The 18,179-nt window shown below is 70.7% G+C and carries 18 protein-coding genes; 11 read left to right on the forward strand and 7 right to left on the reverse strand.

What is annotated here, in order from left to right; translation table 11 throughout:
- Positions 1–6 precede the first annotated feature (6 nt).
- From CXY76_RS18950 to CXY76_RS18975, 6 genes are all read left to right on the forward strand, one after another.
- A complete protein-coding gene (locus CXY76_RS18950) occupies positions 7–600 on the forward strand; it encodes a sulfite oxidase-like oxidoreductase (RefSeq protein WP_104167222.1) in 594 nt (197 codons plus the stop codon).
- 23 nt (positions 601–623) lie between these two features.
- Positions 624–1,346 carry a ferredoxin reductase gene (locus CXY76_RS18955; protein ID WP_369826185.1) on the forward strand — a complete coding sequence of 241 codons (723 nt, stop codon included), beginning with the start codon at positions 624–626 and terminating at the stop codon, positions 1,344–1,346.
- Complete coding sequence (locus CXY76_RS18960; RefSeq protein ID WP_233200047.1) at positions 1,343–1,621, forward strand: DUF6510 family protein; 279 nt, start codon at positions 1,343–1,345, stop codon at positions 1,619–1,621. Before CXY76_RS18955 ends, CXY76_RS18960 begins: the two co-directional genes overlap by 4 nt.
- An 80-nt stretch (positions 1,622–1,701) precedes the next feature.
- On the forward strand, positions 1,702–2,880 hold the full coding sequence (locus CXY76_RS18965) for a MarP family serine protease (protein WP_104167226.1): 1,179 nt from the start codon (positions 1,702–1,704) through the stop codon (positions 2,878–2,880).
- Between the two features lie 42 nt (positions 2,881–2,922).
- Positions 2,923–4,323: an aminotransferase class V-fold PLP-dependent enzyme gene (locus tag CXY76_RS18970; protein WP_104167228.1), complete on the forward strand. Its 1,401-nt coding sequence runs from the start codon at positions 2,923–2,925 to the stop codon at positions 4,321–4,323.
- 29 nt (positions 4,324–4,352) lie between these two features.
- Positions 4,353–5,063, forward strand: coding sequence for an RNase H family protein (locus CXY76_RS18975; protein ID WP_104167230.1), 711 nt, complete (start codon positions 4,353–4,355; stop codon positions 5,061–5,063).
- On the opposite strand, the gene CXY76_RS18980 is transcribed toward CXY76_RS18975, so the two are convergent.
- Complete coding sequence (locus CXY76_RS18980; RefSeq protein WP_104167232.1) at positions 5,064–6,509, reverse strand: sugar porter family MFS transporter; 1,446 nt, start codon at positions 6,507–6,509, stop codon at positions 5,064–5,066.
- A 191-nt stretch (positions 6,510–6,700) separates the two neighbouring features.
- Here CXY76_RS18980 and CXY76_RS18985 point away from each other — a divergent pair, with 191 nt between their 5' ends.
- Positions 6,701–7,597, forward strand: coding sequence for a DUF429 domain-containing protein (locus tag CXY76_RS18985; RefSeq protein ID WP_104167234.1), 897 nt, complete (start codon positions 6,701–6,703; stop codon positions 7,595–7,597).
- Here CXY76_RS18985 and CXY76_RS18990 read toward each other — a convergent pair.
- Genes CXY76_RS18990 through menC form a run of 3 tightly spaced genes read right to left on the reverse strand, consistent with a single transcriptional unit; the run spans position 7,557 to position 9,393 of the window.
- Complete coding sequence (locus tag CXY76_RS18990) at positions 7,557–7,847, reverse strand: hypothetical protein (RefSeq protein WP_104167236.1); 291 nt, start codon at positions 7,845–7,847, stop codon at positions 7,557–7,559. The two genes, CXY76_RS18985 and CXY76_RS18990, sit on opposite strands and share 41 nt — an antisense overlap.
- A 31-nt stretch (positions 7,848–7,878) precedes the next feature.
- The gene (locus CXY76_RS18995) at positions 7,879–8,250 is read right to left on the reverse strand and encodes a glyoxalase superfamily protein (protein ID WP_104167238.1); all 372 of its coding nucleotides are present in this window, start codon (positions 8,248–8,250) and stop codon (positions 7,879–7,881) included.
- Positions 8,251–8,283: 33 nt separating this feature from the next.
- Positions 8,284–9,393, reverse strand: a complete 1,110-nt coding sequence (gene menC / locus CXY76_RS19000; RefSeq protein WP_104167240.1) for an o-succinylbenzoate synthase — start codon at positions 9,391–9,393, stop codon at positions 8,284–8,286.
- A gap of 93 nt (positions 9,394–9,486) precedes the next feature.
- On the opposite strand from menC, the gene CXY76_RS19005 reads away from it, so the two are divergent.
- Complete coding sequence (locus CXY76_RS19005) at positions 9,487–10,392, forward strand: oxygenase MpaB family protein (RefSeq protein ID WP_104167242.1); 906 nt, start codon at positions 9,487–9,489, stop codon at positions 10,390–10,392.
- On the opposite strand, the gene CXY76_RS19010 is transcribed toward CXY76_RS19005, so the two are convergent.
- Together CXY76_RS19010 and CXY76_RS19015 are read right to left on the reverse strand one after the other, a co-directional pair.
- Positions 10,389–11,408, reverse strand: coding sequence for a hypothetical protein (locus tag CXY76_RS19010; protein WP_199190364.1), 1,020 nt, complete (start codon positions 11,406–11,408; stop codon positions 10,389–10,391). The two genes, CXY76_RS19005 and CXY76_RS19010, sit on opposite strands and share 4 nt — an antisense overlap.
- A gap of 30 nt (positions 11,409–11,438) precedes the next feature.
- Complete coding sequence (locus CXY76_RS19015; protein WP_104167244.1) at positions 11,439–12,062, reverse strand: MerR family transcriptional regulator; 624 nt, start codon at positions 12,060–12,062, stop codon at positions 11,439–11,441.
- 99 nt (positions 12,063–12,161) lie between these two features.
- Between CXY76_RS19015 and CXY76_RS19020 the strand changes: the two genes are divergently transcribed.
- A complete protein-coding gene (locus tag CXY76_RS19020) occupies positions 12,162–13,664 on the forward strand; it encodes a SulP family inorganic anion transporter (RefSeq protein WP_369826186.1) in 1,503 nt (500 codons plus the stop codon).
- Between the two features lie 143 nt (positions 13,665–13,807).
- Here CXY76_RS19020 and CXY76_RS19025 read toward each other — a convergent pair whose 3' ends face one another.
- Positions 13,808–15,085 carry a M18 family aminopeptidase gene (locus CXY76_RS19025; RefSeq protein WP_104167246.1) on the reverse strand — a complete coding sequence of 426 codons (1,278 nt, stop codon included), beginning with the start codon at positions 15,083–15,085 and terminating at the stop codon, positions 13,808–13,810.
- 75 nt (positions 15,086–15,160) lie between these two features.
- Here CXY76_RS19025 and CXY76_RS19030 point away from each other — a divergent pair, with 75 nt between their 5' ends.
- A complete protein-coding gene (locus CXY76_RS19030) occupies positions 15,161–17,680 on the forward strand; it encodes a glycoside hydrolase family 65 protein (protein WP_233200051.1) in 2,520 nt (839 codons plus the stop codon).
- Between the two features lie 39 nt (positions 17,681–17,719).
- Positions 17,720–18,178, forward strand: coding sequence for a VOC family protein (locus CXY76_RS19035; protein WP_104167250.1), 459 nt, complete (start codon positions 17,720–17,722; stop codon positions 18,176–18,178).
- Position 18,179 lies beyond the last annotated feature (1 nt).

Below are 18,179 nucleotides of genomic sequence, written 5' to 3' on the forward strand. Positions count from 1 at the left end.
CCCGCCATGGGAATCGTCTCTCCAGGCTTTTTCGGCCGCGGCCGCCGCGACGACCCGGCGCTGCCGCCCGGCCAGCACCTCACCGAGGGGTTCCCGGTGCTCTCGGCCGGCCCCACCCCCCGGATCACCCCGGACGAGTGGGAATTCACCATCACCACCGAAACCGGGCAGGTGCACCGCTGGAGCTGGGCGGAGTTCCTCGCGCTCCCGCAGGATGACGTGAGCCAGGACATCCACTGCGTCACCAGCTGGTCGAAGCTCGGCACCAGCTGGCGCGGCGTCTCGCTCGACACCCTCTTCGAGTCGGTCGAGTCCGACTGCGAATTCACCATGGCGCACTCCTACGGCGGCTACACGACCAACGTTCCGCTCGACGACCTGCTCGGCGGCAAGGCCTGGATCGCGCACGAGTTCGACGGGGAGCCCCTCGAACCGGAGCACGGCGGACCGGCCCGGCTGCTGGTGCCGCACCTGTACTTCTGGAAGAGCGCCAAATGGGTGCGCGGCCTCGAACTGCTCCGCCAGGACGAACCCGGTTTCTGGGAGAGCAACGGCTATCACATGTACGGCGACCCCTGGCGCGAAGAGCGCTACTGGTGAGAAGCAGCTGGAGAGTGGCGGAGGTGATCGGAGTGACCCCGGAGACCCGGACCGCCCGCACCCTGCGGCTGCGGCTGCCCGGCCTGACCGGGCATCGCGCCGGCCAGCACGTAGACGTGCGCCTCACCGCCCCGGATGGCTACACCGCCGTGCGCTCCTACTCCGTCGCATCCGCGTCGCCCGGTGACGAACTCGACCTCACGGTGGAGGAGCTGGCCGATGGTGAGGTGTCGCCCTATCTCGTGCACCAGGTGGCCGTGGGCGACCAGCTCGAGGTGCGCGGGCCCGTCGGCGGCTGGTTCGTCTGGGACCCGGCCGATTCCTCGCCCGTGCAGCTCATCGCCGGCGGCTCCGGAGTGGTGCCGCTGATGGCCATGCTCCGCGCCCACGCGGTCGCCGACCCCGCCTCCCCCGGCGCCGCCGCCCCGTTCCGGCTGCTCTACTCGGTGCGCGGACCCGACGCCGTCTACTACGGCAGCGAACTCGACGCCCTGGCCCGGTCGCCGCTCGTGGACGTCACCGTTCTGTACACCCGTGCGGCACCGGCCGGCAACGACAGGCCGCCCCGGCGCCTGGATGCGGCGACGCTGATGCAGAGTGTCTGGCCGGCGGCCGACAATCCCGCCGTGTTCGTCTGCGGGGCCACCGCCTTCGTCGAAACCGTCGCGGACTGGCTCGTGCTGGGCGGCCACTCCCCGGCCCGCATCAAAACCGAACGCTACGGCGACACCGGGACCAGACCGTGACCGGCGACGTGAACGACCTGGACTACCTGGACGGCAACGCCGCCGCCGGCCCGCTCAGCGAGTTCTTCAGCACGGATGTCGTCAGTGCCCGCTGCCGCTGCGCCTCCTGCGGCCGCACCGACGCCCTGGCCACCGCCCGGCTGTCCCCCAACTCGCACGGCCTGCTGTTGCGCTGCCCCGGCTGCACCGAGATCCTGATGCGGCTCGTGGACACCGGCGACAGCGTCTTCCTGGACCTGCAGGGCATGAGCTTCGTCGAGCTCCGACGCGGCTGACGGGCTTCCCAGCTAAAACCCGCGTACGCCCGCCTAGGCTGGGATCGGCGGACCCTCCGCCCCTTCTAGCGGGAGCGTGCATGCAGGGATCGATCATCCTCGACGTCATTCTGGTCGTGCTGCTCGTCGCCAGTCTGGGCGCCGGCTACCGCAGCGGCCTGATCGGCAGCCTGAGCGGTGTGCTGGGCCTCGTCGCCGGCGCCGTCGCGGCGTACTTCGTGGTGCCGCTGGTGCCCACCTGGGTGCCGGCCGCCGAGTGGCGCACCCCGGCATCGATCGCCGCGGCGCTGCTGCTGGTGATCAGTGGACTCACCATCGGGGAGTCGATCGGCCGGGCCCTCCGCCGCCGCACCCCGCGCAAGCTGCGCGGCGTCGACAGGCTCTTCGGCGCCGTGATCGGCGTGGCCGCCGCCGCCGCGGTGATGTCGATGGTCGCGTTCAGCGTCGGCGCGCTGGGCATCCCCCCGCTCACCTCCGCCATCGCCTCCTCCGGGGTGGTGCGCACCATCGACTCGGTCACCCCCGACCCCGTGAAGAGCTTCCTCGCCCAGCTGCGTTCCACCGTCGTCGAGGACGGCCTGCCCCTCATCTCGGATGCCTTCGGCGGCCAGAGCCCGGCCTTGCCGGAGGCTCAACTCGACAGTGCCGCGCTCGACACGGCGGCGGCATCCGTTCTGCGCATCACCGGCAACGCCGTCGCCTGTGGCCAGAGCCAGTCCGGGTCGGGCTTCGTGGTGGCCCCCGAGCGCGTGATGACCAACGCCCACGTCGTGGCCGGGGTCACCGAAGCCGTCGTGGAGGTGCCCGGAGCCGGCGCCCTGACCGGCGACATCGTCTACTTCGACCCCGTCGACGACCTCGCGATCATCGCCGTGCCCGGACTGGCCGCCGCACCACTGACCCTGCAGGGCGACCTGGCCGTGAACAGCGAGGGCGTCAGCCTGGGGTACCCCTTCGGCGGCCCGTTCGACTCCGATCCGGCCCGGGTCATGTCGGTCGGTTCGATGCTCGTCGCCGACATCTACGGCCAGTCCCCCACCGATCGCGCCGTGTACACCCTCGCCGCCGACGTGCAGCAGGGCGAATCGGGCGGCCCGCTGCTCAACGTCGACGGCCGGGTGGCCGGCGTGATCTTCGCCAAGGCCGCCAACACCGCCAATGTGGGCTACGCCCTGGCGATGTCCGAGGTCGCCCCGGTCGTCGCCCAAGCCGACGGCCTCTCCGCAACGGTCAGTTCCGGTACCTGCATCCAGGGTTAGGTCCACCGCAGGCGAGGTTCTGGGCGGGGGTATGGTGACCGCATGACTTTCCGGCCGGAGGACTACCGGGAACCCCTCGAGCAGGCGGTTCGGTCTGCCCGGGAGTGGCTGGATTCGCTGCCGTCCCGGCCCGTGAAACCGGCGGCGCCGGTCGACCGGCTGGCGGCGTCCTTCGCCCGCGCCCTGCCGGAGGTCCCCGCCGATCCCGCCGCTGTGGTGGCCGAGCTGGCCACCCTGGCCGAACCCGGGCTGATGGCCATCGGCTCCGGCCGCTTCTTCGGCTGGGTGATGGGCGGCACCCTGCCCGCTGCCCTGTCGGCGGACTGGCTGGTGAGCGCGTGGGACCAGAACGGCGGCCTGCGCTACGCGACGCCGGCGACCGCGGCGATCGAGGAACGGGCCGGCGCCTGGATCCTCGACCTGCTGCACCTGCCCGCCTCGAGCGCGGTGGGCTTCACCACCGGCGGCACGATGGCGAACTTCGTCGGCCTGGCCGCCGGCCGAGGCGCGGTGCTCCGCGCGGCCGGCTGGGACGTCAACAGGGATGGCCTGACCGGCGCGCCCCGGGTGAGCGTTCTGGCCGGCGCCGAGGTGCACAGTTCGGTGATCCTCGCCCTGCGCTACCTGGGCTTGGGCGAGCCGACCCTCGTCGCCGCCGACCGGCAGGGGCGCATGCGTCCCGCCGCCCTGGCGGACGCGCTGGCGACGGTCACCGGTCCCAGCCTGGTCGTCCTGCAGGCCGGGAACCTGCACTCGGGCAGCTTCGACCCGATGCGCGAGTTGATCCGGATGGCCCACGACGCCGGGGCCTGGGTGCATGTCGACGGCGCCTTCGGGCTGTGGGCGGCCGCGAGCCCGCGCTGGGCAGCCGTCCTGGCCGGACTGGACACCGCCGATTCGTGGGCGACGGACGCGCACAAGACTCTCAACGTTCCCTACGATTGCGGCATCGCCGTGGTCGCCGACCCGGCCGCCGCCCGGTCCGCGTTCGCGGCACACACCAGTTACTTCGTGCGGGACGACGCCGGCATCGCCGATCCGATGGACCTGGTTCCCGAACTGTCCAGACGCGCCAGGGGTGTTCCGGTGTGGGCGGCGTTGCGCTCACTCGGCCGCAGCGGCACGGTGGCCCTCGTCGAGGGGCTCGCCGACAACGCCAGGGCTCTCGCCGAGGGGTTGGCGTCGCTGCCGGGCGTCGAGGTTCTCAACGAGGTGGTCTTCACCCAGGTATCGGTCTCGTTCGGCACCGATGACCGCACGGTGCGGGTGACGCAGGCGCTCATCGAGGACGGGGCGGTCTGGATGAGCGGGTCGGTCTGGTCCGGGCGGGCGGTGTTGCGCATCTCGGTCAGCAACTGGTCCACGGATGCCGCCGACGTTGCCGTGGCCGTCGACGCCGTCGCGCGGGCCCTGACCGCGGTCACCGCCGCCGACCGGGAGTGACGGCGCTCCTGGGCTGGCAGACTGGATCCATGACTATCACCGCCGCCGCAGACGGCTCGGCCCTTGGCAATCCCGGACCGGCCGGCTGGGCCTGGTACATCGACGACAACAACTGGGCCGCCGGCGGCTGGAAGCACGCCACCAACAACCAGGGCGAGCTCAAGGCCGTCCTCGAACTCTTCCGCGCCACCGCGCACGTGGACGACGACCTGCTCGTGCTCTGCGACAGTCAGTACGTCATCAACGCCATCACCAAGTGGATGCGCGGCTGGAAGGCCAAGGGCTGGCGCAAGGCCGACGGCAAACCCGTGATGAACCTCGACCTGCTGCAGGAGCTCGACGAAGCCCTGGTGGGCCGCAAATACCGTTTCGAGTGGGTCAAGGGTCACGCGAACCACCCACTCAACGAGGCCGCAGACTCCCGCGCCCGCGCGGTTTCCGAGGCGTACCAGCGAAACGGCGCGATCCCCATCGGGCCGGGCTTTGTCGCCGGCGGGCCGGCGCCCGCGACGAAGACCGCCCCCGCGAAGACCCCGGCCACGAAGACCACGGCCGTGAAGACCGCGGCGGCGAAGGTCGCCGCGCCGCGCGCATCCGCCGACCTGGGCCTGTTCGACTTCGAGGTCGACCGCCCGCACACCGTGCAGGTGGCGCTCAGCGCCGAGGAGCTCGGCCGGCTCAAGCGCCGCGCGACCAGCCGCGGAGTCAGCCCCGAAGAGCTGCTCCGCGACCTGATCTAGCTAACGCCGCATCTTCGGCTTCGGCTTTGCCGCGTTCTTGTTCGGCAGCAGGGTGTTCGCCTCGTCCAGCGACATGCCGTTGGTCTCGGGCACCTTGGTGAGCACGAACAGGAACGACAGCGCGGCGAACAGGGCGTACATGCCGTAGGTGAGCGGCAGCGACAGCGCCGCCATCGGCGGGAACGTCACGGTGATGAGGAAGTTCGCGATCCACTGCGCGGCGGCGGCCAGGCCCAGGGCCTTGGCCCGGATGGTGTTCGGGAAGATCTCGCCGAGCAGCACCCAGACCACCGGGCCCCAGGAGGCGCCGAAGGAGATGACGAAGACGTTCGCGGCGACGAGCGCGATCGGACCCCAGGCGCCCTGCAGGGCGAGTTCACCGTCGACCATGGCCGACTGGCTGAACGCGATGGCCATGGTGGCCAGCGACACCGTCATGCCGATGGAACCGGTCAGCAGGATGGGCCGGCGGCCGATCCGGTCGACCAGCGCGATCGCCACCAGGGTGACCAGGATGTTCGTCACCGACGTGGCCACCGAGATGGCCAGCGAGCTGGACTCCTCGAAGCCCACCGCGCTCCACAGGGTGGTCGAGTAGTAGAAGATCACGTTGATGCCCACGAACTGCTGGAACACCGACAGGATGATGCCCACCCAGACGATGGGCTTGAGACCGAACGCCGTGCCACGCAGCGACCCGGTGCGCTTGGCGCGGGTGTCGTCCTCGATCGAGGCCTTCATGTCGCGCAGCTCACGGTCCACGTCGCCGTGCGGCCACACCTTCTGCAGCACTTCGCGGGCCTTGTCCTCCTTGTCGTGCAGCACCAGGAAGCGCGGCGACTCGGGCAGCAGCAGGGCGATCACGCCGTAGATCACCGCGGGAATGGCCGCGACGAGGAACATCCAGCGCCAGGCCTCCAGGCCCCACCAGAACATCTCGCTGGCGCCGCCGGCGGTCGACGCGAACACGGCGTCGGAGAGCAGGGCGGCGAAGATGCCGATGGTGATGGAGAGCTGTTGCAGGGAACCCAGCCGCCCACGCATCTGCCGGGGCGAGATCTCGGCGATGTAGGCGGGAGCCACGACCGAGGCGAGCCCGATGCCGATGCCGCCGACGACGCGCCAGACGATCAGATCGACCACGCCGAACGCGAGTCCGGAGCCGATGGAGCTGGCGAAGAACACGATCGCGCCGACGAGCATCACCGGGATGCGGCCGAACCTGTCCGCGAATCGGCCGCCGAGGAAGGCGCCGGTCGCCGCGCCGAGCAGGGCGCTGGCGACGGCGAAGCCGGTGATGGCTTCGGTGAGGCCGAACTGGCCCTGGATGGCCTCGACCGCGCCGTTGATCACCGAGGAGTCGAATCCGAAGAGGAACCCTCCGAACGCGCCGGCGATTGCCAGCGCGATGACCTTACGATTTGTCGCCGGTTTGTCCGTCGGCATCCGGTTCTTCTTCGGTCCTGTCGTGTGGTTCATCGCCACTTCCCCCGTATTCGCTGGTGTCTTCGCCGTGTGGGCAACCTGAAAATCTTACGCCTGGCCCGCACTCGGGGGTGACCGGTCGGCGGGAGCGCGCCGTCGGCACTCACCCGCCGCACCTTTCACGGGCGCTCGGGGCGTGGTACGTATGTGCCATGACACGATTCCTCGGGGTGGATCTGGCCTGGGCAGAAGGCACGGCCGCGAAACCGGCCAACGAAAGCGGGCTCGCCTGCATCGACGACACGGGGCGGGTGATCCACGCGGGCTGGGCCCGCGGCATCGACGAGGTCATCGACTGGGTGCAGTCGATGGTCGAACCCGGCGCGGTGCTCGCCGTCGACGCCCCGCTGGTGGTGAACAATCCCCGCGGCATGCGCGAGTGCGAACGGGAGACCGGATCGCGGTACGGTCGCTGGCATGTGTCGGCCAACGCCTCCAACCAGGCCCTGCCCCACCTCGGCGGGGTCACCCTGCGTGGCCGGCTCGAGGAGCTCGGCTGGACCTACACCGACGGACTCGACCCCGTCGCCGCAGGGGCCCCGAACTTCTTCGAGTGCTACCCGTACACGACGCTGGTGGGCGCCGCGGAGTTCGGCTACGACGACAGGCGCCCCCGTTACAAAAGGATGGGGTCGGCGCTGCCGATCGTTGAACGCCGCGCCCAACGCGCCCTGGTCTGCGACGACCTCATCGAGCGGATGTGGCGCCTGCACGCCGCCGCGCCGCCGCTGAACCTGGCCACCCACGAGGCGACCGACAGCCTGGTCACCGAAGCGACACCGTTGGCCGACGCCGCCTACAAGCACCGCGAGGACCTCATCGACGCGCTGCTGTGCGCCTGGACGGCCTCCCTCTGGCACCGTTACGGCACCGCGCGCAGCCAGATCCTCGGCGCCGCAGATCCGCTGGTCGTCGACGGCCGCCGGGGCACCATCATCGCGCCGGCCCGGCCGGAGCAGCGTCGCGGCGACGACCGTGTCCGGGCTGCCGCGCTCGGTGCCGAAGCGGTCAGCGCACCGGCAGCCAGCGCCCCTTCACCCGTTCGGTGACCAGCCAGGTCACCGGCACGGCCACCAGCCGGGTCTGAGCCACAACGTGGTCGCCGACCTTCAGCGCCGCATCGCCGTCGTCGGCGATGAAACGCACCGTGGCGCGCGCCGACCCGGCCACCACGGCCAGGTCGGAGGCCTCCACAGTGGTGCGCTCCGCGGCCGCGGCCGCAGCGGCGGGCAGGACCGCGTCCGGCCGCACCCCCGGCTGCAGGGCGCCGATGGTCATGGTCACGCGGTAGGAGGGCATACCTCCAGCGTATGCGGCGGACCCGGCGCGCCTAGTCGCGGGCCGGCAGCTGCTGCAGCGACCAGGTGTTGCCGTCGGGGTCGGCGAAGTACACGAACCGGCCCCAGGCCTGCTCGTCCACCTCGCTGGCCTCGACACCCGCGGCCACCAGTTGCGCCCGGGCGGCGTCAGCATCGGCGACCACCATCTGTATGCCGCGCTGCGAGCCGGGCGGCATGTCGGTCATGCCCTCGCCGATCACGATCGAGCAGGCCGACCCGGGCGGGGTCAACTGCACGAACCGCATGGCCTCGTTGACTCTCTGGTCGTAGTCGGCGTTGAAGCCGACCTGGTCGACGTAGAACGTCTTGGCCCTGTCGACGTCGGTGACCGGGATGCTGACGAGTTCGATTTTCATGTCCATGGCGGGCAGCCTACGACCGACCGGCATCGGCCGCTAGAAGCGGATGTCGCGGCGCGACCGGGTGACCTCGGCCAGCACGTCCGGCAGTACCTCCACCCCGGTGCCCGGACCGGTCGGCACCCGCAGGTGGCCGTCCTCGAGCACGAACGGGGCGGTGAGGTCCTGGGCGTAGTAGCGGTCGGAGGCCGAGGTGTCCCCCGGCAGCACGAAGTTCGGCAGGCCGGCGAGGGCCACATTGGCGGCCCGGCCGATGCCCGTCTCGAGCATCCCGCCGCACCACACCGGCACCCCGTGGGCGGCCGCGATGTCGTGGATGCGGCGGGCCTCGAGGTAGCCGCCCACCCGGGACGGCTTGACGTTGATGATGCTGCAGGCGCCCAGGCTGATCGCCGCCGCGGCGTCCTGCGCCGATTCGATCGACTCGTCCAGGCACACCGGGGTGCGGATGAGCCGGGCCAGCGCCGCGTGCCCGAGCAGATCCCGCTCACCCAGGGGCTGCTCGACCAGAAGCAGGTCGAACGGGTCGAGCCGGGCGAGGTGCCGGGCATCCGCCAGCGTGTATGCGGTGTTCGCGTCGACCTGCAGCAGCAGGTCGGGGCCGAACCGTTCGCGCACGGCCCGCACCGGGGCGAGATCCCAGCCCGGTTCGATCTTGAGCTTGATGCGCAGGTACCCCTGCGCCAGGTAGCCGGTCACGGCCTCGAGCAGCTCGTCGATGGTGTCCATGATGCCCACCGAGACGCCGGCCGGCACTCTCTCGTGCACGGCGCCGAGGTAGCCGCCGAAGGACTGGCCGCTCTCCCGCAGCTGGGCGTCGAGGATCGCCGCCTCCAGCACGGCCTTGGACATCTGGTGGCCCTTGACCGGGGCGAGGGCGGTTCCCACCCTCTCGGCGGTGAGGTCGTCACCGAGGGCCTGCAACCGCGGGATGAGGTGGTCGCGGATCACCAGGTCGCTGGCATCGATGAACTCCGAGCTGTACAGCGGCCGCACCTCGGCGGCGCATTCAGCCCAGCCCTCGGTGTGGGCGGTCGACACGTGCACCAGGGTGATTTCCCGTTCGGTGATGGTGCCGAACGAGGTGCGGAACGGCCGCACCAGCGGCAGGCTGACCCGGCGCAGCTCGATGTTCTCGATTCTCATGGCTCGCCGCTTTTCATGAACGGAGTCTAGCCACACCGGATTTCGGGGCGCATCCCCAGCCATCCGCCCGGTCTCGTCGATTACGGTCGAAGAATGAGCAGGCTCGTCGAGGGATTCGTGAACAGTTGGCGTTCGCACCTGCTCGCCACGCTGTCCGGCAACGACGAGGGCCGGCCGGCCTGGGTAGGCACCATGGAGCTGGGTGACGACGCCGGCTTCTTCGGGCCGGGTTCGGCGGCCTGGGCGGTGCACGGCGGGCTGGCCACCATGGTCGCGGGCATCCGGGCGCTGCTCATGCAGACCCTGCACCCGGGCGCCATGGCCGGGGTGCACGACTGGTCCCGGTACCGGGAGGATCCGCTCGGGCGGCTCGGCGGCACCATCCAGTGGCTGCTCACCGTGACCTTCGCCGCCACCGAGCAGGCCGAGCGCGAGTCGAGCCGGGTGGGCCGGTTCCACGACAGGGTGGTGGGCAGCTACGTCGACGCGCAGGGGGTCGAGCGGCCGTACTCCGCCGGTGACCCCGAGCTGCTCTCCTGGGTGCACGTGGTGTTCACGGATGCCTTCCTGGCCAGCCACACACTCTGGGGCGGCCCGATCCCCGGCGGCGCCGACCGGTACGTGCGGGAGTGGGCCACGGCCGGCGAACTCGTGGGAGTGCAGGACCCGCCCCGGTCCGACGCCGAGCTCACCGCGCAACTGAAGGCGTTCTCCGACGCCGGAGTGCTGATGGGCGGCGACCGGGTGGCCGAGGCCGTGCGGTTCATCCGCCACCCGCCTCTTCGGCGCGGCATGCTGCCGTTCTACCGCATCATGTTCGCCGGCGCCGTGGCGTCGATCCCGGTCGAATACCGGCGAATGCTGGGCCTTCGCCGGAGCCCCCTGCCCGTGATCTGGGCCACCGGCGCGGTGCTCGGCCTGGTGCGACTGCTGCTCGGCGGATCCTCCACGTCGGAGCAAGCCGCCCGGGCGCGGATAGCCCGCCTGGCCGTACCCTAACCGCGCACGCGGCGGGATTCCCGGAGCAGGGTGAGGGTGATGCCTACGGCAGTGGCGGCGAACAGGGCCGCCGCGACGGCCAGGACCGGGGCGCTCGGCGCCACGATGGACTGGCCGGCGAGGGCCTGCCCGGTCACCAGCGCCAGCACACCCAGGTAGAGACCCACGAGCGCGCGCAGGATGCCGCGGCGGGCGAGCGGACGGGCGACGGCGGGCATCCATCGGGCGAGCACTTCGAGCAGCAGGGCCGCCAGCGGCAGTACCTGTAGGGCATGCATCCCCACGAAGTGCGGGATCCGCAGGTCGCCGGCCACGGTGCTCCAGCCCAGCAGCGGCAGGCCGGGGCCGCCGTCGGGGACACCCACGGTGTGGGCGCCCACGATGCCCTGGTAGTCATCGAGTTGGGCAGCGGTGGGTCCGGTCATCAGGAACGCCAGGCCCATGCCCAGCAGGGCGATGAGCAGGCCGGATCGGATCGCGAGGGCCCGGCCCGGGTCGCCGAGGTCGGCGCGGAGCAGCAGGATGGCGATGGGAACGGCGGCGACCCAGACCGTGACGATCGATGCCGCCATGACCGACCAGAGGGCGGCGTGGAAGCCCGTCGTCACGTTGAAGTGGCTGGTGAGGCCGGCCGCGGCCGCTCCCACGATGACCACCATCTCCACGACGAGACACACCGCCGCCACCGTGCCGGCCCACCAGGCCAGCCGATACGAGGCCAGCCGGCGGCGGCCCGCGAGAGCGCCGGGCAACAGCCCGATCAGCCAGGACAGGGTCACCGCGTAGATGCCCACCGAGATGGCGAACTTGAGCGGCTTGGCCCAGAGCGGCGCCCCGGTGACCGTGCGGGGATCGACGAGAAGGCCCACCAGCGCCCCGGCGGCGACGACGGCCATGACGAGGGCGAGCCATAGCAGCGGCCGGTGCCAGCGGATGGCGGGCGGTGCGCCGAGCGCGGGGCCGTTGAGCAGGGTGCTGCGAAAGGTGGTTCCGGTTCCGGTGCGAGTGCTGGCCATGATGACGGACTCCTTACGGGATGGGGTGACTTACGGGTTGGGCGGTGCTGGATACCGCCGGGATGAGACGTGCTCCTGCGCCGCTCGGCGGAGGGCGGCGAAGAGGGCATCGCCGAGTACGGTGCCGACGACCACCATCTCGGTCTTGGATTCGCGGTCGGAGCGGGCGTCGACCTCGTCGAGGTCGGCCTCTGCCACGGCGAGCGCCGCAGCCGCGTAGCCGGGCACCCAACCGCTGAGGTCGGGCTGGCCGAGCTCGGCGAAGGTCTGCAGCACCCGGGCCGCGGCCAGACGGCCGGGGTTGTCCGGCGATACGTGCCATCCGCTCAGCACCGTATCGACCTGCGCCACGGCCTCGGGCGACAGGGCCGCGAGGTCGATCTGGGGCGAGACCGTGCGCTGGGCGATATCGAAGGTGTGGGACAGGCCCAGGTCGGAGTCGATGGCGTCGATCACCTGGTGGGCGGCGGCGATGCTGAGCCCGCCCACCTCGAGCAGACCCCGGATGACGCGCAGCCGGCGCAGGTGCTCCGGCCCGTACAGCGCTTGGTTCGGGCCCGACCGCTCCCCCGCGGGCAGCAGGCCCTCGCGCAGGTAGTACTTGATCGTGGCCACCGGGATCCCGCTGGCCGTGCTCAGTTGCGCCATCCTCATATGGATAGTGTAACTATCGGATAGTGTTGCTGTCTATAGTTTCGGCCTTCAGGTGAGCGCCGCGGCGCCGATTGCAGTTGTGCCGATTACAGTTGCACAGTGCACCCACGCCCCACCGCCGCGCCGTCCGCAGCCATCCCCACCCCGCCGACCGTGCGCGCCACCCTTCGGCGGCCGAAGGCGCTCAGCGTCGAGGTGCTCGCCGGAGTCGTCACCACGCTGGCGCTCATCCCCGAGGTGATCTCGTTCTCGATCATCGCCGGCGTCGACCCCAAGGTAAGCCTGATCGCCTCGGTGGTGCTGGCCGTCTCGATGTCGTTCCTCGGCGGCCGGTCCGCCATGATCACCGCCGCCGCCGGCGCCGTCGCCCTCGTGGTGGCGCCGCTCGTGAAGGACCACGGCGTTTCGTACCTGCTGCCCGCGGTGCTGCTGGCCGGGCTTGTGCAGATCCTCTTCGGCGTCACGGGCCTCGCCCGGCTGATGCGGTTCATCCCCCGGTCGGTGATGATCGGCTTCGTCAACGCGCTGGGCATCCTGATCTTCATCGCCCAGGTGCCGCACCTTCTCGACGTGCCGTGGCTGGTCTACCCGTTGTTCGCCCTCACCATCCTCATCGTGCTCGGGCTGCCCCGCTTCACCAGGGTGGTGCCCGCGCCGCTCGTGGCCATCGTGGTGGTCACCGCGATCGCCATGGCCTGGCACCTGACCGTGCCCACCGTGGGCGACCAGGGCGACGTCTCCGGCGGCCTGCCCGGCATCACGCCGCTACTCGTGCCGGTGAACCTGGAGACCCTGCAGATCATCTGGCCCACGGCGTTGAGCGTGGCCTTCGTGGGCCTGGTGGAGACCCTGCTCACCGCCAAGCTCGTCGACGACATCACCGACACCCGCTCGCCCAAGGGCCGCGAGGCGTGGGCGCTCGGCATCGCGAACATGCTCGCGGGCCTCTACGGCGGTATCGCCGGCTGCGCGATGATCGGCCAGACCGTCGTGAACGTCAAGCTCGGCCGGGCCCGCACCCGCATCTCCACCTTCGTGGCGGGTGCGTTCCTGTTGCTGCTGGTCACCGCGCTCAGCGGCCTGATGGAGCAGATCCCGATGGTGGCGCTGGCCGCGGTGATGATGGTCGTGGCCGTCACCACCGTCAACTGGCACAGCGTGCGCCCGGCCACCCTGCGGCGGATGCCCGTGCCCGAGACCGTCGTGATGCTCACCACCGTCATCGTGGTCGTGGCCACCCACAACCTGGCCATCGGCATCGGCGCCGGCGTGGTGCTGGCCATGGTGCTGTTCGCCCGGCGGGTGGCACACGTTGTGCGGGTCGACCGGGTGCTCGCCGACGACGGCCGGTCGGTGCGTTACGCGGTGAGCGGGCCGCTGTTCTTCGGCAGCAGCAACGACCTCGTCGAGCAGTTCTCCTACGGGGTCGATCCCGCCACGGTCGACGTCGACCTGTCCCAGGCGCAGATCTGGGATGCCTCCACCGTCGCCGTGCTCGACTCCGTGGAAACCAAGTACCGCCAGCACGGCGCCACGGTCACCTTCCACGGCCTCGACGAGCGCAGCCGGGCCATGCACGGGCGGCTGACCGGGCAGTTGTAGTCCGGCCTGCGAGCCGCCACCACGGTCATCCGCCCGCTCGCAGCGCACCCGAGTGCTCGTGGCGCACCCTACGTCTCGTGGCGCAGGTTCAACCCGGCACTAACCTGCGCCGCGAGCACTAACCTGCGCCGCGGGAGCCCGCCCTAGGCGCCGGCGAAGAACGCGCCGATCGCGGCGGACAACGAGAACGGGTCGTTCACGTGCGCGAGTTCGCGCGCCGAGTGCATCGACAGCAGCGGGATGCCCACATCCACGGTGCGGATGCCCAGCCGGGTGGCGGTGAGCGGGCCGATCGTGGAGCCGCAGGGCACGGTGTTGTTCGACACGAACTCCTGGTACGGCACACCGGCGGCCGCGCTGCAGCGGGCCCAAAGGGCGGCACCGGCCGCATCCGTGGCGTAGCGCTGGTTGCCGTTGATCTTGAGCAGCGGGCCCCGGCCCGCCAGCGGCAGGTTGGCCGGGTCGTGCCGCTCGGGGTAGTTCGGGTGCACGGAATGGCCGGCGTCGGCCGAGACGCACCAGGAGTCGGCGTAGGCGCGTTTGCGCTCGGACATGGTGGCTCCGAGGTCGTCGCCGATGCGGCTGAGGATGTCGTCGAGCATCGGCCCGCTCGCCCCGGACCGAGACTGCGAACCCAGCTCCTCGTGGTCGAACGCGGCGAGCACGTTGATGGTCTCGGTGTTCTCTGCCCCCTGGATGAGCGCCACCAGTCCGGCGTGAACCGAGGAGAGGTTGTCCATCCGGCCCGCGGCGAACAGCTCGTTGTCCAGGCCGAACCGGGCCGGCGGGTTGGTGTCGGCGGTGAGGATGTCGTAACCGGCGACATCCTCAGCGGCCAGCCCGGCGAGCGCGGCCAGGTGTCCGACCAGGTCGGCCTGGCGGAGGTCGCCCACCCCGAACACCGGGTTGAGGTGCCGCTGCCGGTCGAGGCTGAGGGCCTCGTTGGCGGTGCGGTCCAGGTGCACGGCCAGCTGCGGGATGCGCAGGAACGCGCCGGTGCGCACCAGGTGCGCCACCCCGTCGGTGCTGACCAGCCGGCCGGCGAGTTCGAGTTCACGGTCGAGCCAGGAGTTGGCCAACGGCCCGCCGTACACCTCGACACCGGCCTGCAGCCAGCCGTATGACCCTGTGGTGGGCTTGGGCTTGAGCTTGAAGCCGGGCGAGTCGGTGTGCGACCCGAGGATTCGGAACGGTGTGGTCGGGGTGGCCCCGGCCGGCTGCACCCAGGCCACGATGGCGCCATCCCGCACGACGTAGAAGCGACCGGCGCTCGTGCTGGCCGTCCAGTCCTCCGACTCGTCACGGCGCTCGAAGCCGGCCTCGTCGAGCCGCCGGGCGGCCTCAGCGGCCGCGTGGTACGACGACGGCGACGCGGTGATGAAGCTGGCGAAATCGTCGATGTATGCCGAGAGTGAAGTCATGCGTCCATCCAACCACCCGCACCTCGACAAGCGCGGCCAGCGGTGCGACTCTCGGCACCAGATGAGGAGGCCACCGTGACCGAAACCGAGAACGAGAGCCCGGTCGACCCGTGGTTGCTGCGCTTCGACGGGTTCGACCCGGCGGCGGAGGGCTACCGCGAAGCGTTGTGCACCCTTGCCAACGGCTATTGGGGCACCCGCGGCGCCGCTCCGGAGGCGCGCACGGATGCGGTGCACTACCCGGGCACCTACCTGGCCGGGGTCTACAACCCGTTGAGCACCGAGGTGCACGTGGGCGAAGCCGTCGGTGACTCCGTGGCCGTCGGCGAGCACGTGCGCGACGACGAGCACTTGGTGAACGCCCCCAACTGGCTCTCCCTCTGGTTCCGCACCGCCGGCGGCGTCGGGAGCAGCAGCGTGGGCGACTTCGCCGCCCCCGACACCGGCTGGTTCCACCCGGAGACCGCCGACCTGCTGGACTACAGCCAGGAACTCGACCTGCGCCGGGGCGTGCTCACCCGGCTGATGCGGTTCCGTGATGCGCGCGGCCGCGTCACGGGGGTGCAGAGCCGGCGGTTCGTGTCCCAGGCGGCGCCGCATGTTGCGGTGCTCGAGACCACCTTCGTCGCCGAGGACTGGTCGGGGCCGCTCACCGTGCGCTCGGCCATCGACGGCAGGGTGGCCAACCGCAACGTGGCCACCGACAGGCTGCTCGCCCACCTGCACCTGATGCCCCGCACCACGCGGGAACTGAGGGGGGATGCGGTGCTGCTGGAGGTGGAGACCAGCCGGTCGGGCATCCACATCGCCATGGCCGCCCGCACCCGGGCCTATTCCGGCGGCACCCTGCTCGACCCCGAGAGGAGGTTCCTCACCGACTCCAGCCGCTGGGTCGCCCACGAGTTCGATCTCACCCTCGAGCGGGGCGTCCCCCTGCGCGTCGAGAAGGTCGTCGTCGTGAGCACCTCCAGGGACCGTGCGATCCTCTCCCCCTCGATGGCGGTGGCCACCTGGCTCGGCCGGCTCCCGCAGACCGCCGAGCTCCTGGCCGCGCACGAGCGGGAATGGGAGGTTCTCTGGGACGAATTCGCGGTGCACCTGCACAAGGGTTCGCGACAGTCGCTCGCGCTCAACGTCAATACCTTTCACGTTCTGCAGACCGTCGCCGCGGGGGATGCCGACCTCGACGCCGGCGTGCCCGCCCGGGGGCTGCACGGTGAGGGGTACCGCGGCCACGTCTTCTGGGACGAGCTGTTCGTCTACCCGGTGCTCACCCTGCGCCGGCCCGACCTCAGCCGGGCGCTGCTGGGCTACCGGTACCGCCGCTTGGGCGAGGCCAGGGCCGCCGCGCGCGCTGCCGGCCATCAGGGAGCCAGGTTCCCGTGGCAGAGCGGCATCGACGGGCGCGAGGTCACCCCCACCGAGCTGTTCAACCCGCGCACCAACCGGTGGATGCCCGACCACTCAGGCCTGCAGCACCACGTGGGCCTGGCGATCGCCTACAGCGTCTGGGGCTACTACCAGGCCACCGGCGACGTGGAATACCTGGTCGAACAGGGCGCCGAGCTACTGCTGGAGATCGCCAGGTTCTTCGCCTCCCTCACGGAGTACGACGAGGCGTCCGACAGGTTCGACATCGGCGGCACGATGGGGCCCGACGAGTTCCACGACGGACTGCCCGGCCACCCCGGCGAGGGCGTGCGCTCCAACGCCTACACCAACGTCATGGTCGCCTGGCTGATGCGCCGCGCCGTCGACACCGTTGCCGTGCTCGAAGGCCGGGCCTGCCGGCCACTGTGGAACCGGCTGCGGCTCGGGCCCGACGAGGTGGACACCTGGGAGAGGATCGGCCGGCGGCTGCGTCTGGTCTTCCATGCCGACGGGGTGGTCAGCCAGTTTCACGGCTACGAGGACCTGCCCGAACTGGACTGGGCGCATTACCGGGACACCTACGGCACGACGGACCGCTCGCTGGGCCGCCTGGACCTGCTCCTCAACGCCGAGGGCGACAGCAGCAACAACTACAGGGTCGCCAAGCAGGCCGACGTGCTGATGTTGCTGTACCTGTTCTCGGCGGAGGAGCTGCGCGACCTGGTCGAGGAGCTGGGCTACTCGCTCTCCCCCGACCAGATCCGGCGCACCGTCGAGTTCTACCGGACCCGCTCGACGCACGGCTCGACGCTGAGCAACGTGGTGCACTCCTGGGTGGATGCCCGCGCCGACCGCGAACGTTCCTGGGACTCGCTCTGCCGGGCGCTGACCGGCGACCTCGACAACGGCCAGGGCGGCACCACCAACGAGGGCATCCATCTGGGCGCGATGGCGGGCTCCGTCGACATGGTCGTGCGCTGCTACACGGGCCTGGAGATCCGCGACGACCTGCTCTGGCTGCACCCCGTGCTGCCGACCCAGCTGGAGAAGATCACCTTCAGCATCACCTACCGCGACCAACCGATCCACGTCGAGGTCACACCGAGCAGTCTCAGGCTGCGGCTGCCCAGCGGCGGGGCCACACCCATCCGGGTGCGCGTCGAGGGGCGCGACGCGCAGCTGCATCCGGGGCAGACCCACGATTTTGTGCTCGGCACACCGTAGGGGTTGCAGGTTTCGGCGCTCGGGATTTGACTGTTCCCCATGTCGATGATGATGTTCCTCAACCTCCCCGTGACCGACCTCGAGCGGTCGAAGAAGTTCTATGTCGACCTCGGATTCGAGGTCAATCCGCAGTTCACCGATGACTCCGCGGCCTGCATCGTGCTCGACGACGGACACCTCTACGTGATGCTGCTCACCCATGACAGCTATGCCCGGTTCACCAGCAAGTCGATCGTCGATTCGACGACAGCCTCCGAAGGTATCTTCTCCATCACTGCCGACGATCGGGCCGGGGTCGACGCGCTGGCAGAGCGGGCCCTCGCGGTCGGCGGCAGCTTCTCCTACGAGCCCCAGGACATGGGCTTCATGTACAGCCGCAGCTTCCAGGACCCGGACGGGCACCTCTGGGAGACCGTGTACATGGACCTGACGGCCGTGCCTGAGCACCTGCCCGAGCTGCCGAACGCGGCCGAGGGGTCTGTCAGTCCGCCCCGCTAGC

The organism is Cryobacterium sp. N22 (genome assembly GCF_002929555.1).
GTDB lineage: Bacteria > Actinomycetota > Actinomycetes > Actinomycetales > Microbacteriaceae > Cryobacterium.